General features: G+C 36.5%; 14 protein-coding genes. 12 read left to right on the forward strand and 2 right to left on the reverse strand.

Annotation, left to right across the window (positions count from 1 at the left end; translation table 11 throughout):
- Positions 1–115 precede the first annotated feature (115 nt).
- Positions 116–892 (forward strand): alpha/beta fold hydrolase, encoded by a 777-nt coding sequence (locus tag G551_RS0106855; RefSeq protein ID WP_027884862.1) that lies wholly within the window; start codon positions 116–118, stop codon positions 890–892.
- 55 nt (positions 893–947) lie between these two features.
- On the opposite strand, the gene G551_RS0106860 is transcribed toward G551_RS0106855, so the two are convergent.
- Positions 948–2,270, reverse strand: coding sequence for an aspartate kinase (locus tag G551_RS0106860; protein WP_027884863.1), 1,323 nt, complete (start codon positions 2,268–2,270; stop codon positions 948–950).
- 101 nt (positions 2,271–2,371) lie between these two features.
- On the opposite strand from G551_RS0106860, the gene G551_RS0106865 reads away from it, so the two are divergent.
- On the forward strand, positions 2,372–3,031 hold the full coding sequence (locus G551_RS0106865) for a hypothetical protein (RefSeq protein WP_027884864.1): 660 nt from the start codon (positions 2,372–2,374) through the stop codon (positions 3,029–3,031).
- Between the two features lie 19 nt (positions 3,032–3,050).
- Positions 3,051–3,257, forward strand: a complete 207-nt coding sequence (locus G551_RS0106870; RefSeq protein WP_027884865.1) for a hypothetical protein — start codon at positions 3,051–3,053, stop codon at positions 3,255–3,257.
- Between the two features lie 45 nt (positions 3,258–3,302).
- On the opposite strand, the gene thiL is transcribed toward G551_RS0106870, so the two are convergent.
- Positions 3,303–4,361, reverse strand: a complete 1,059-nt coding sequence (thiL, locus tag G551_RS0106875) for a thiamine-phosphate kinase (protein ID WP_027884866.1) — start codon at positions 4,359–4,361, stop codon at positions 3,303–3,305.
- A 61-nt stretch (positions 4,362–4,422) separates the two neighbouring features.
- Here thiL and G551_RS0106880 point away from each other — a divergent pair, with 61 nt between their 5' ends.
- The 9 genes from G551_RS0106880 to sufD all read left to right on the forward strand — a co-directional run bounded on the left by G551_RS0106880 (position 4,423) and on the right by sufD (position 13,624).
- Positions 4,423–5,841, forward strand: a complete 1,419-nt coding sequence (locus tag G551_RS0106880; RefSeq protein ID WP_027884867.1) for a choice-of-anchor B family protein — start codon at positions 4,423–4,425, stop codon at positions 5,839–5,841.
- 7 nt (positions 5,842–5,848) lie between these two features.
- On the forward strand, positions 5,849–7,192 hold the full coding sequence (locus G551_RS0106885) for a hypothetical protein (RefSeq protein WP_027884868.1): 1,344 nt from the start codon (positions 5,849–5,851) through the stop codon (positions 7,190–7,192).
- Complete coding sequence (locus tag G551_RS0106890) at positions 7,192–7,941, forward strand: MbnP family protein (protein ID WP_027884869.1); 750 nt, start codon at positions 7,192–7,194, stop codon at positions 7,939–7,941. Before G551_RS0106885 ends, G551_RS0106890 begins: the two co-directional genes overlap by 1 nt.
- A gap of 6 nt (positions 7,942–7,947) precedes the next feature.
- Positions 7,948–8,997: a cytochrome-c peroxidase gene (locus tag G551_RS0106895; RefSeq protein ID WP_027884870.1), complete on the forward strand. Its 1,050-nt coding sequence runs from the start codon at positions 7,948–7,950 to the stop codon at positions 8,995–8,997.
- Positions 8,998–9,249: 252 nt separating this feature from the next.
- Positions 9,250–9,579 carry a HesB/IscA family protein gene (locus G551_RS0106900; RefSeq protein ID WP_027884871.1) on the forward strand — a complete coding sequence of 110 codons (330 nt, stop codon included), beginning with the start codon at positions 9,250–9,252 and terminating at the stop codon, positions 9,577–9,579.
- Positions 9,580–9,598: 19 nt separating this feature from the next.
- Positions 9,599–11,047 (forward strand): Fe-S cluster assembly protein SufB, encoded by a 1,449-nt coding sequence (sufB, locus tag G551_RS0106905; protein ID WP_027884872.1) that lies wholly within the window; start codon positions 9,599–9,601, stop codon positions 11,045–11,047.
- Between the two features lie 12 nt (positions 11,048–11,059).
- Positions 11,060–11,497: a hypothetical protein gene (locus G551_RS15540; RefSeq protein WP_051191315.1), complete on the forward strand. Its 438-nt coding sequence runs from the start codon at positions 11,060–11,062 to the stop codon at positions 11,495–11,497.
- Positions 11,498–11,509: 12 nt separating this feature from the next.
- On the forward strand, positions 11,510–12,265 hold the full coding sequence (sufC, locus tag G551_RS0106915; RefSeq protein ID WP_027884873.1) for a Fe-S cluster assembly ATPase SufC: 756 nt from the start codon (positions 11,510–11,512) through the stop codon (positions 12,263–12,265).
- A gap of 45 nt (positions 12,266–12,310) precedes the next feature.
- Positions 12,311–13,624 (forward strand): Fe-S cluster assembly protein SufD, encoded by a 1,314-nt coding sequence (sufD, locus tag G551_RS0106920; RefSeq protein WP_027884874.1) that lies wholly within the window; start codon positions 12,311–12,313, stop codon positions 13,622–13,624.
- Positions 13,625–13,635 lie beyond the last annotated feature (11 nt).

Genomic DNA, 13,635 nt, shown 5'->3' on the forward strand with positions numbered 1-13,635 from the left:
ACTGAGTCAGGCTGAAGTTTTTTCAGCATCATATCAGGCTATTAGTTTTTAGAAAAGCATATTAGATTTATAATTCAAAATTTTCAAATGCTTGAAAAGACACTATTTTTGCGCTATGCAAGAATACATCAGCTACAAAAATATACAAATTGCTTTTACGGTTGAAGGTAAAGGCAAAACAATCGTTTTACTTCACGGCTTTTTAGAAAGCTCAACGATTTTGAAAAATGTGGTTTCAGCGTTTAAAGAAACTCATCAGCTCGTTACGATCGATCTGTTAGGCCACGGTAAAACTGAAAAGTTAGGCTACATCCATTCTATGGAAACGATGGCAGAAACAGTTCATGCTGTTTTAGCTGAATTAAAGATTGAAAAAGCTTCGATTATTGGGCATTCGATGGGTGGTTATGTAGCGTTGGCGTTTGCAGAGAAATTTCCGCAGCAATTAGAAAAACTCATCTTGTTGAATTCTTCTACAGTAGCCGATTCTGAAGAACGAAAAGAAAACCGAGATCGCGCCAAGCGTTTAGTGAAGCAAAATAAGCAAGCTTTTATTAGTATGGCGATCAAGAATTTGTTTACCTATGAAAACCGAAATGCTTTACGCACTGAAATCGATGCGTTGGTTGAAGAAGCGGTTCAACTTCCGGAAGAAAATATAATTGCTTCGGTAGAAGGTTTAAAAAACCGAAAAGATAGAACAGAAATACTTCAGCAATATTCAGGAGAAAAAATAATTATCGCCGGTAAAAACGATCCGGTAGTTCCGTTTAAAGAGATTGAAGCGATTGCTGAAAAAACCAATTCAACCTTCATTAGTTTCGAAGACGGACATATGAGTTACTTGGAAAATAAAGTAGAACTTTTAAAAGTATTAAATGAATTGTTTTAAGATGAATAAAAAAGGCTGTCGATTTCGACAGCCTTTTTAGTTTAAGATCATTCTCTTAAACTAGGGTTGGGTTGGGGTTAAAAGCATAGTGGTTAAGCGATCGTAGGGTATGCTCTTTATCTTCGGCGTTCACCAATAACGAGATATTATTGTTGCTGCCGCCGTAAGCGACCATTCTTACATTTACATTTTGTAAGATCTGGAAAATTTGTGGAGTAGTTTTGTGGTAAATAATATTATTACCTACTAAGCAAACAATACTTCTGTTTTCTTCCACTTCAACTTGAGCGAATTTGAGTAATTCAGAAGTAATTTCTGTTAAGTATGTATTGTCGTCGATGGTTAAGGAAACTGCAATTTCTGAAGTAGTGATCATATCGATCGCTGTTTCATACTTCTCAAAAATTTCAAAGATTTTCTTTAAAAATCCGTGAGCCAACAGCATGCGTTCAGACTTTATTTTAATAGCGGTAATTCCATCTTTTGCAGCAATGGCTTTAATACCTTCGCCGGTAATTCTATTAGAAATTAAAGTACCTTCTGCTTCCGGTAAATTGGTGTTTTTTAAACGAACAGGAATTTCTAGGTTTCTTACCGGTAAAACCGTTTGCGGGTGAAGAATTTTAGCGCCGAAATAAGCCAACTCTGCAGCTTCATCAAAAGAAAGTTGCGCAATAGAGCGCGTATTATCAACTACACGAGGATCGTTGTTATGAAATCCGTCAATATCGGTCCAAATTTGTACTTCTTCAGCTCTAATTGCTGCGCCAATTATGCTTGCCGTATAATCGCTTCCGCCACGTTTTAGGTTGCTAATATTTCCTTCATTATTCAGACAAATAAACCCTTGAGTGACATAAATTTCTTGGTTTGGGGTATCCTTTAAAATTCGGTTAAGGCTTTGCTGGATGTAAAAATAATCGGGTTCTCCTTCTTTGTCGACACGCATAAAATCTAATGCCGGGATCAACTCAGAAGCAACGCCTTGTTCTTGCAGAAATTGATTGACCAAATAGGTAGAAAATAATTCACCTTGCGCTACAATTTCATTGTAATTGCTAGTTTGGTTATCTACAAAAGATTGCAGTTGCTCAGAAAGTGCGAAAATGTATTTTTTTAGGGTTTCTTTTCTTTCTTCGCTTTCAATTAAACCGGAAACAGCAGCCAAATATTTTTGTTCTAGTTGGTTAATAATCGCTTGACTATCTTCAATTTGGTTAGATTTGATGAGTTGAGAAAGTTCTACTAATTTATTGGTGCTACCACTCATTGCCGATAGAACAACGATCTTAGGTTCACCATCGTGAATAATTTCTTTTACTTTTTGGATATTAGCGATCGATCCTACAGAGGTGCCGCCAAATTTTAAAACCTTCATCTTCCGTTTAATTTTTGGCGAATGTAATTGAGTTCAAAGAGCTTACCTTATAAATGTATAAATTTTACTAGTTTTGCACATGAAGTTAAATAATTAACAAAATGAAAACTGTTGCGCAAAGTGTCGAGCAGATTTTGAGAGCTCAACCTTTTTTAGAAGAAGTTTTACAACGAAGCATTATTAATTTTAGTGCGTTAGCAGAAGAGTTGCAGCCGGAAATTGCGGCGATGTTAAAAAAGCCCGTAAAAACCGGAGCGATCATGATGGCTTTGCGACGTTATCATTCTCCGGTCGGTGTGAGTAATAATCAAAAACTAAAACAAGCTTTTAAAAATTTAGGCGATATTACCGTACGTTCTAATATTTCTGCATTTACCTTTAAGAATACTAATACATTGGTGAATTGCCACGGAAAATTACTGAGTTATGTTTCGGCTAATACTCATTTGTTTTATGCTTTTACCCGTGGAATTTTAGAAAGTAATATCATGATTTCCGGCTCAGAAACCGAGAAAGTAAATTCTTTTTTTGAAGCTGAACATTTACTGATGCAACGAGAAGCTTTAGCAGCGATTAGCGTGCAATTACCTCAAGATAATTTTAAAGTTGCGGGATTGTATTATCAGATCTTTAAGCATTTGGCATGGCAGAATATTGCTTTGTATGAGGTAGTTTCTACGACGAACGAGTTTACTGTTTTGGTAGAAGAAGATTTGGTAGAGCAAGCCTTTGCGGCGATTAAGGGGTTGAAAGCCCAATGATTTTTTATAATTTTGAAGAATGAAGAAAAAAAGATTTATACCTGTAGTAATAGCTTTAAGTGTTTTAAATATTTTTCAAGCAGTTCAGCTGTTTCGAATTTTAGAAAATTACCAAGAGATGGAAACTTGGAGAATTGTATTCGCAGTTGCCGGTTTTTCTATTATTTTTCTGTTCTCGATTTATATCATCTTTCGGATGCGAAAAATTTCAACAAACAATAAATAAAAAATCCCGCTCAATGGCGGGATTTTTTAATATATCAAAGAAGTTTTATTCTTCATCATTCGCGTCTTCAAAAGAATTCCAACCGCGAGATTGGATAGGAATTTTTTGGTTAGCACGAGTAATAAGGTGCATTCCTTCATTTTCTTCCGTCATATGGCCAATAACCGTTAAATTAGGATTGCCTTTTATTTTATCGTAATCTTTTTGATCGATGGTAAATAAAAGTTCGTAATCTTCGCCGCCGCTTAATGCCACCATTGTACTGTCGATATTAAACTCTTCACAAACCGAAATTACAGTAGGATCGAGCGGTATTTTTTCTTCAAAAATATTCGCGCCTACTTTCGAGTTTTTACAAAGATGGATCACTTCAGAAGAAAGTCCGTCACTAATATCGATCATCGAAGTAGGTTGCACTTCCAACGCCTGTAAAAGTTCCGGGATATCTTTACGAGCTTCCGGTTTTAATTGGCGTTCCATAATATAACTGTACGCTTCTAAATCGGGTTGGGAGTTTGGGTTGGCTTTAAAAACTTGCTTTTCACGTTCTAGTACTTGCAAGCCCATATAAGCTGCGCCCAGATCTCCAGAAACCACTAACAGATCGTTAGCTTTAGCTCCGCTACGTGTAGTGATCTTTTCTTTTTTTGCTTTTCCTAAAGCGGTGATACTAATCATTAATCCGGCAGTAGAAGAGGTCGTGTCGCCACCAACCACATCAATATTATATTTTTTAGAAGCTAATAAAATACCGGAATATAATTCTTCTAAAGCTTCTACCGGAAAACGGTTAGAAGCTGCAATCGAAACAGTGATTTGCGTTGCTTCGGCATTCATCGCATAAACATCAGAAAGATTCACCATCACTGCTTTGTAACCCAAATGTTTTAGTGGCATAAATGAAAGGTCAAAATGTACGCCTTCTACCAACAGGTCGGTCGTCACTACGGTTTCATCGCCTTCAAAATTTAAAACCGCAGCGTCGTCACCAATACCAATGTTGGTTGAGGTACGTTTTATTTCGAAATATCGCGTAAGGTGATCGATGAGTCCAAACTCTCCTAATTCAGATAAATTGGTTCTACTTTCTTTGTTATCAAACATATATTATAAAAATAGTGTTAGCTTTGTAAGACTGCAAAATTAGTGATAAATAAAGATTTTGATGAAAAAATTACTACTTTCTCTATTTTCAATTTTATATACTGCAATTTTTTTCGCGCAAGTTCCTTGTGAGAATGGTTTTGCCGGCGATTACCCTTGTAACGATTATGATTTAATGAGTCATATTAGTCTTGCAACCTTAGGAGCTTCTGCCGGAAATGATTCTTGGGGTTGGACCGATCCTGCCGACGGAAAAGAATACGCCATTATGGGTGTAGATAATGGAACTTGTTTTATCGATATTTCAGATCCGGTAAATCCTGTATATTTAGGTAAGTTACCTACACATACCAATCCTAGTGCTTGGCGAGACATAAAAGTTTATCAAAATTATGCGTTTGTGGTGAGTGAAGCATCCGGTCACGGAATGCAAGTGTTCGATCTCACAAAACTAAGAAACGTTACCAACGCTCCGGCTACTTTTTCAGCCGACGCGCATTATGGTGGTTTTGGTAATTGCCATAATATTGTGATTAATCCCGATCAGGGTTTTGCTTATGCGGTAGGAACTTCGTTAAATAATGGAGGTCCGCATATGGTAGATATTCAGAATCCTTTAAATCCGGTATTTGCCGGCGCTTACGACGCGAGTTTTTATACACACGATGCACAAGTAGTTACTTATAATGGTCCCGATACCGATTATACAGGCGATCAGATTTTGATAGGAAGTAATGAAGACGAAGTGGTTGTTGTGAATGTTACGAATAAGAGTAATCCTGTACTTATTTCAACAGTGAGTTATAGCAACATTGGTTATACGCATCAAGGTTGGTTTACAGAAGATCAAGCTTACTTTTTATTGGGCGATGAGTTAGATGAAATCAATTTTGGCTTTAATAGTAAAACTGTTGTTTTCGACTTTACAGATTTAGATAATCCTTCGGTAGCTTTCGACTTTTTTGGTCAAACCACAGCGATCGATCATAATGGTTATGTGAAAAATGATGATTTTTTTGTAGCTGAATATACCGCAGGAATGCGTGTGATCGATGTAAGCGATATCGAGAATTCAAACATTTTTGAAACTTCTTATTTCGACACGTATCCTAATAGTGATGCAGTGAGTTTTAGCGGCGCTTGGAGTGTTTATCCTTATTTTGATAGTGAAAATATTGTGATTAGTGATATTGATAGCGGTTTCTTTTTAGTAAGAGAAAGCGGAACTTTAGCAACAGAAGATCACGAATTTTCAGCGAGCGTAAAACTCTATCCGAATCCGACTCATTCTATTTTGAATGTTGAAATTGAACAAGGCGAATTAACGCAGGTTGAATTTTTCGATGTGATGGGTAAAAAAGTACTTCAAGCTTCTTTAGATGAATTGTCTAGCGGTCAAATCAATATATCCAACCTTTCTTCTGGTGTATATCTTGCACGTATTAACAACAAAATCTCAAAAAAAGTAATTATTGAATAGGTTGAAGTTGTTAAAACTACATAGCATTTTACTGCTTTTAATTTTCGCGGTAAGTTGTGCTGATGACGAAACTTCAGCAGAAGATTTTCCGCCTGAAGAACAAATGTTTCAAGGAGAATTTGAATTTGCTAAAACCTTTGGCGGAAGTCAAGACGAAGAAGCGATTTCAGTCACAAAAACAAATGATGGCGGTTTTGCTGTTTTAGGTTTTACCCAAAGTACCGATGGCGATGTAGTTGGTAAAACGGCTACCGATAGCGATTATTGGTTGCTCAAGTTTGATGGGCAAGCCAATTTGCAGTGGAGTAAAGTTTATGGTGGTACGGGCGACGATCGCGGTCAAAAAATTATCACTACTAACGATGGCGGTTTTGCGGTAATTGGTTACAGTCGTAGCGACGATGGTGATGTTACTAATGCGCAAGGTTTTTACGATTATTGGATGTTGAAGTTAAATAATACCGGCGACCTGCAATGGCAAAAATCTTTCGGTTTTCCCGGTAGCGATCGCGGTTATGCTATTGTGCAAACCACCGATGGCGGCTATTTTTTAAGTGGTTATTTAGATGTAACTGCAAGTGAAGGTCAAGGTAACGACAGAAGCGCCGGCGTACTTCACGGCGTGGGAGAATTTTGGGGAGTTAAACTCGATGCTGAAGGAAATAAAGAATGGCGACGCTATTTTGGTGGCACTAATAACGATCGCAGTTACGATGCAGTTCAGGCGGAAGATGACGGTTTTATTATGGTAGGAAATTCAGAAAGTGATGATTACGATATTACCGATCCTCGTGGAAGTTACGATTTTTGGGTCGTAAAAACCAATGCTGAAGGCGAATTGCAATGGCAAAAAAACTTTGGCGGTTCATCGATCGATATTGCTTACGGGATCACTAAAACCCTTGATGGTAATTATGTAGTGACCGGAGACATTAGAAGTAACGACGGAGATGTTTCTCAAATTCACGGCAATGCCGATGTTTGGGTGATCAAGATCGATGATTTAGGAAATTTACTGTGGAAGCAAAATCTAGGTGGTGCTAATTTTGATTCTTCAAATAAAGTCTTGCAACTAGAAAATGAAGATCTCCTAATTACCGGAAGCAGCCGAAGCAACGATATCGATCTTACCGAAAATTACGGCGACAGCGATGGCTGGTTAATGATGATCGATAAAAACGGGAATTTACAATGGCAACAAAGTATTGGCGGTAGTGATTTTGATGTGTTGAGTGAAAGTATTCAGTTAGATGATAAGAGCATTATTTCTGTTGGAAATACAGAAAGTGCCGATGGTTTAGTGGAAGATAACAAAGGAAATAAAGATATTTTAATCGTAAAGATTCGATAATGAAAAAGTGGTGGTTGTTATTTGTGGTGTTAGGTTTTGTGGGTTGTTCAGAAGATTCAGATGATCAGGCTTCTTCGCAAGAATTTACAGAAGTTACGCTTCAATTTCAAAATCAGATTGAAGGAGAAAATGTGGTGTTGAATTCAGAAACCTACGTGAATTCAGAAGAAACTTATGAGATCGAAACCCTTCGTTACATTATTAGTAATATCGTTTTGATCGCTGAAAACGGAGAAGAGTTCGCGTATCCGCAAGCAGAAAGTTATTTTGTGGTGAATGAAGAAAATGAAGCCAGCAAAAGCATCATCTTAGAAAACATTCCTATCCAGAATTATGAAGCTATTCGCTTTGGTTTGGGTGTCGATCAATCAAATTATCCGCTCAACGGAGTGAATAATTTTGTGCCAACTGCTGAAGAAAATAATATGTTGTGGAGCTGGTCTGCCGGCTATATATTCTTGCATTTTGAAGGAAATTATACTTCAGCAACCGAAAACGATCACCTGTTTGCCTATCATATCGGTAGTCACGGGCAAGCTTTAGATAATTATAAAGAAGTGACTTTAGATTTTCAAAATACATTGGCCCTAGATAGTTCAAATTCAATAGCAATCACATCAGATGTTTCAAAAATATTTGAAGCTGAATTTTCATTGTCTTTAGAGGAAATTGATGATATTCAGGTAGATCCCGAATATTCACCGCAAGTAATGGCTAATTTTTCACAAAGTTTTTCAACCCAACAATAGTTTTAAATGCGATTAAGTTTTTTTCTACTTTTAAGTTTGTTTCTAGTGAGCTGTTCTGAAGAAGATGTAAACAGCGGTTACGAAGCTATTGTAGAAAACGACACGCTAAGTATTGAAATTCCCGACTATTTCCCGGAAGTTACCTATAATTTTGAAGCCAACCCACCCACCGAAAAGGGATTTGAGTTGGGTAAAAAGCTGTTCTATGATGGTAAATTATCTTCCGACGGAGTGGTTTCTTGTGGTTTTTGTCATATTCAAGATTTTTCATTCACTCATCATACACATATTGTAAGTCACGGCGTAAACGGAGCTTTAGGAACCAGAAATGCGCAGCCTTTACAAAATATGATTTTTATGAATGAATTTACATGGGACGGCGCAGCAGAAAGTCTCGATGCACAACCTATAATTCCGATCACGGCTGAGGTGGAGATGAACGAGAGTTTTTCAAACATTATCGATAAACTTCAGGCAGATGAAGAATATCCGCAACTATTTGCAGAAGCTTTTGAGAATGGCGAGGTGAATACCGATAATATGTTGAAAGCGATTTCTCAGTTTTTAGTAATGATGGTTTCTGCCGATTCTAAATACGATAAAATTCTTAAAAACGAGGGCTCGCAATTCACTGCTGAAGAGGAAGCCGGAAAAGTTTTATTCGATCAAAAATGTGCCACTTGTCACGCGGGAGTTTTGTTTACCGACCAAAGTTGCCGCAATAATGGTTTACCTATTGACCCTGAATATGATGATGAAGGGAGAAGTCGGGTTACCGGTTTGCAAGCTGATAAGTATAAATTTAAAGTACCGAGTTTAAGAAATATTCAGATCACCTATCCGTATATGCACGATGGTCGTTTTCAAACCTTAGCGCAAGTCTTAGATCATTACGATAGCGGGATGGTCGTTACAGAAAATTTAGATCCCGTTTTTCAGCAAAATGAAAATTTAGGCATTTCACTTACTGAAGATGAAAAACAAAAAATCATCGCCTTTTTAGAAACCTTAACCGACGATAATTTTTTGTTAGACGATCGCTTTGCTGAGTTTTAGGTTATTGTCTAACGTCATGCTGAACTTGATTCAGTATCTCACCAGTAAATTCTATCTAGCTTTTTTAAATAAAATATTCTTTTTAAATCTCGTTATTTCAGGAGTTGTTTTTCGACAAAGCCTATAGCGACTGTAGCTGTAGTTAAATAATAAATTCTAATGCTAAAATAAATTAGAATAATCTTTAGCTATATGGTATTCACGGTTGTAAATGGTATATTTGCAAAATTAAATTAATTAACGATTTACGTTATGATTAAAGTTAGTGAACAAGCAAAAACAAAGCTTACTCAGTTAATGAGTGAAGATGGTTTTGATATTGCTCAAGATTACGTGAGAGTAGGAGTAAAGAGTGGAGGATGTTCCGGACTTTCTTACGACTTAAAATTTGATAAAGAACAAGTGGAAGGCGATAAGCTTTTTGAAGATAACCAAGTAAAAATTGTGGTAGATAAAAGAAGTTTTTTATACTTGGTAGGAACCACGTTAGAATATTCTGGCGGCCTTAACGGTAAAGGTTTCGTATTTAACAACCCTAACGCACAAAGAACTTGTGGTTGCGGAGAATCTTTTTCACTTTAATAAAGAAGAAAATTAAGTAATGAATAAATTTACAGAAGACGATTTAAAGAAAGAGCTCGAAACCAAAGAATACGAATATGGTTTTTATACAGACATTGAGTCTGAAACCTTTCCCGTTGGTTTAAACGAAGATATCGTAAGAGCAATTTCTAAGAAAAAAGAGGAGCCAGAATGGATGACCGAGTGGCGTCTGGAAGCTTTTCGTATTTGGAGCGAAATGGAAGAACCAGATTGGGCTAACGTAAATTACCCAAAGCCCGATTTTCAAAATATTTCCTACTATTCGGCACCCAATAAAAAACCGAAATACGATAGTTTAGATGAAGTAGATCCTGAGTTGTTAGATACGTTTAAAAAACTAGGAATCTCTTTAGATGAGCAAAAAAAGCTTGCCGGTGTTGCCGTAGATGTGGTGATGGATTCTGTTTCTGTAACCACCACGTTCAAAAAAACACTTGCAGAAAAAGGAATCATTTTCTGTTCTATTTCAGAAGCGATAAAAGAGCATCCTGAATTAGTGAAAAAGTATTTAGGTACGGTTGTTCCGCAGAAAGATAATTTCTATGCAGCTTTAAATTCGGCAGTTTTTTCAGATGGATCGTTCTGTTACATTCCAAAGGGTGTTCGTTGCCCGATGGAACTTTCAACATATTTCAGAATTAACCAAGCAGGAACCGGTCAGTTCGAAAGAACTTTGGTTGTGGCAGATGAAGATAGCTATGTAAGTTACCTAGAAGGTTGTACCGCACCAATGCGTGACGAAAATCAATTGCACGCTGCTGTCGTAGAATTAATTGCTTTAGATGATGCAGAAATTAAATATTCTACCGTACAAAACTGGTTCCCTGGGAATAAAGACGGTAAAGGTGGTGTTTTCAACTTTGTAACCAAAAGAGGGCTTTGTGAGAAAAATGCAAAAATTTCTTGGACACAAGTAGAAACAGGTTCTGCCGTAACTTGGAAGTATCCTTCTTGTATTTTAAAAGGAGATCATTCGGTAGGAGAATTTTACTCGATCGCGGTAACTAATAATTTTCAGCAAGCAGATACCGGTACCAAAATGATTCATTTAGGTAAAAACACCAAGAGTACAATTATCTCAAAAGGTATTTCTGCCGGGAAATCACAAAACTCTTACCGTGGTTTGGTTCAAGTTAACGGAAGAGCAGAAAATGCCAGAAACTTCTCGCAGTGTGATTCTTTATTAATGGGTAACGAATGTGGCGCGCATACTTTCCCATATATCGAAGCAAAAAATAAAACCGCAAAGATCGAACACGAAGCTACAACCAGTAAGATTGGTGAAGACCAAATTTTCTATTGTAACCAACGTGGGATCGATACCGAAAAAGCAATTGCTTTGATCGTGAACGGTTTTAGTAAAGAAGTTTTAAATAAATTACCAATGGAGTTTGCTGTAGAAGCGCAAAAGCTTTTAGAAATTTCATTAGAAGGTTCTGTAGGATAATAACTAATTATAATGAAAAAAATCATCATCACTCTTTTTGTAGCAGCAGCGATTGCTGTGAGTTGTAAAAATGAAGAAAAGCAATCTTCAGAAAATGAAGCTTCTGAAAAGGAATTAAGAAGAAGCGATATTTTGGAAGAAAGAGCAGATCGTTTTAAGGTTGGAGACGAAGTGCTTTTGCGAGGCGAATACATTTATACAGATGAAGCTGCAGTGCTTTACGGTAACGACTTTGTTTACGGCGTAACTTTAGATGAAAAAGCTAAAGAACTTGCCCAACAAGTAGAATCGTATAAAAGAGAAGATTTTGATATGGTTCCTGTAATTCTAAAAGCGAAGGTAAAAGACAACCCGAAGGAAGAAGGATGGGACAAGATTATAGAAATTAAAAATATAGTAAAGGTGTCTGAGCCAACCTCGGAGCCGGCCATTAAAGTTAAAGGAGAATAAAAGAGAATAGATATGCTAAAGATAAAGAATTTACACGCCAGTGTAGAAGATAAAGAAATTTTAAAAGGAATTAATTTAGAAATTAATGCCGGAGAGGTTCACGCCATTATGGGGCCAAACGGTTCTGGTAAAAGTACCTTGGCAAGTGTAATTGCCGGGAAAGAAGAATATGAGCAAACCGAAGGAGAAATTATTTTCGAGAACGAAGAAATTTCAGAATTAGAAGCAGACGAAAGAGCTCATAAAGGTCTATTCTTATCTTTTCAATATCCGGTAGAAATTCCGGGGGTTTCTGTAACCAACTTTATGAAAACCGCGATTAACGAAACTCGTAAAGCGCAAGGTTTAGAAGATATGCCGGCAAAAGATATGCTGAAGAAAATTAGAGAAAAATCTGAGTTGTTAGATATGGATAGAAAATTCTTATCTAGATCGTTAAACGAAGGTTTCTCTGGTGGAGAGAAAAAACGTAACGAGATCTTTCAAATGGCAATGTTAGAACCAAAACTTTCTATTCTCGACGAAACCGATTCTGGGTTAGATATCGATGCGTTAAAGATCGTTTCTAACGGAGTAAACAAACTAAGAACAAAAGATAACGCGGTGTTAGTAATTACGCACTACCAGCGTTTATTAGATTATATCGTACCCGATTATGTACACGTTTTATTGGATGGTAAGATCGTGAAGTCTGGAGGTAAAGAGCTTGCTTATAAATTAGAAGAGCAAGGTTACGATTGGATTAAAGAAGAGATGAAAGCCTTATAAGCCTTCTTATTCTCAAAATCACTTTAACCCAAAACAACAAACAAAATGGAATTAAAAGATAAATTAATTTCTTCATTTTTCGCTTTTGAAGAGCAGGTAGATGTAAATAGCGAGGTTCACAATATTAGAAGTGAAGCGATGAAAAATTTTGAAGTAAGCGGTTTCCCTTCTCGTAAAGATGAAGATTGGAAATACACTTCTTTAAAATCTATCTTAAAAGAAGATTACAGCATTTTTCCTAAAAAAGAAGATGCGATTGAATATAAAGATGTAAAGAAATACTTTATTCACGATATCGATGCGTACACGATCGTATTTATCGATGGTATTTATTCTTCACATTTATCACAAACCACGCACGATAAGATCGATGCTTGCTTAATGTCTTCCGCATTAACAAAAGACAAATACAAGCCGGTCATCGAAAAGTATTTTAATAAAATAGCACCTAAAAATTCGTTAAACAGTTTAAATACTGCTTTTTCTAGAGAAGGCGCTTTTATTAATATTCCTAAAAATACGGTAGCCGATAAGCCTATTCAGATCCTTAATTTTTCAACAGGAAATGAGTCAGCTTTAATGTTACAGCCAAGAAACTTAGTGGTTGTGGGTGAAAATGCTCACGTACAAATTATCGAGCGTCACCAAAGTTTAACCGATAATGCGGTTTTAACTAATGCGGTAACCGAGATTTATGCCGATAAAAGAGCGATGGTCGATTATTATAAAATTCAGAATGATCACGCCAACGCTTCCTTAATCGATAATACATATGTTGAGCAACAAGGAGAAAGTAATTGTTCGGTACACACGTTTTCTTTCGGTGGAAAATTAACCAGAAACAACCTTCAATTCTTCCAAAAAGGAGAACATATCGATTCAACGATGAAGGGAGTTACCATTATTGAAGATAAGCAACACGTAGATCATAATACCTTAGTGCATCACATAGAACCAAATTGTGAAAGTCATCAAGATTATAAAGGTATTTACGACGATAAATCGGTAGGTGTTTTCAACGGAAAAGTTTTAGTTGAAAAAGAAGCACAAAAAACCAACGCTTTCCAAAGTAATAATAATATTTTGGTAAGTGATAAAGCAACGATCAACTCAAAACCGCAATTAGAGATTTTTGCAGACGACGTAGCTTGTAGTCACGGTTGTACGATCGGGCAGTTAGACGAAGATGCGATGTTCTACTTAAAATCTAGAGGTATTCCTGCAAAAGAAGCTCGAGCTTTATTAATGTATGCCTTTGCGAACAACGTTTTATCAAGTGTGAAAATTCCTGAATTACAGAAAAGAGTCAATAAGCTTATTGCGAATAAATTGAATGTAAGTTTAGGTTTCGATTTATAAAATTGAACTTT

Source organism: Mesonia mobilis DSM 19841 (assembly GCF_000423405.1).
In the GTDB taxonomy this organism is placed as follows: Bacteria; Bacteroidota; Bacteroidia; order Flavobacteriales; family Flavobacteriaceae; genus Mesonia; species Mesonia mobilis.